Source organism: Campylobacter sp. RM16188, from assembly GCF_012978795.1.
Lineage (GTDB): Bacteria > Campylobacterota > Campylobacteria > Campylobacterales > Campylobacteraceae > Campylobacter_A > Campylobacter_A canis.
Map to the genome: position 1 here is coordinate 1 of NZ_LIWQ01000046.1, position 530 is coordinate 530.

At 46.6% G+C, this 530-nt stretch carries 1 rRNA gene; it reads right to left on the reverse strand.

Annotation, left to right across the window (positions count from 1 at the left end):
- Positions 1-530 (reverse strand): 23S ribosomal RNA (locus tag CDOM16188_RS11125); the annotation flags it as partial.

Here is a 530-nt window from a genome sequence, read left to right on the forward strand (position 1 = left end):
ATGATTACACACTAGGTATTCGGAGTTTGATAGGGTTTGGTACATTGGTGTATGCCCTAGCCCATTCAGTGCTCTACCCCCCAGTGTTACTACATGACGCTATACCTAAATATATTTCGGAGAGAACCAGCTATCACGATGTTTGATTGGCCTTTCACCCCTATCCACAAGTCATCCCATAGCTTTTCAACGCTAGCGGGTTCGGTCCTCCACCGGCTCTTACACCGGTTTCAACCTGCTCATGGATAGATCACATCGTTTCGGGTCTGCAACATCTGACTAAACGCCCTATTAAGACTCGCTTTCGCTACGGCTCCGGGTTTCCTTAACCTCGCCAGACATCACAACTCGCAGGCTCATTATGCAAAAGGCAGTCCATCACCCTGATAAATCATAGGGCTCTGAATGATTGTAAGCAAATGGTTTCAGGTTCTATTTCACTCTGATCACCTCAGTTCTTTTCACCTTTCCCTCACGGTACTTGTGCGCTATCGGTCTAGTAGTAGTATTTAGGGTTGGATAGTGGTCTA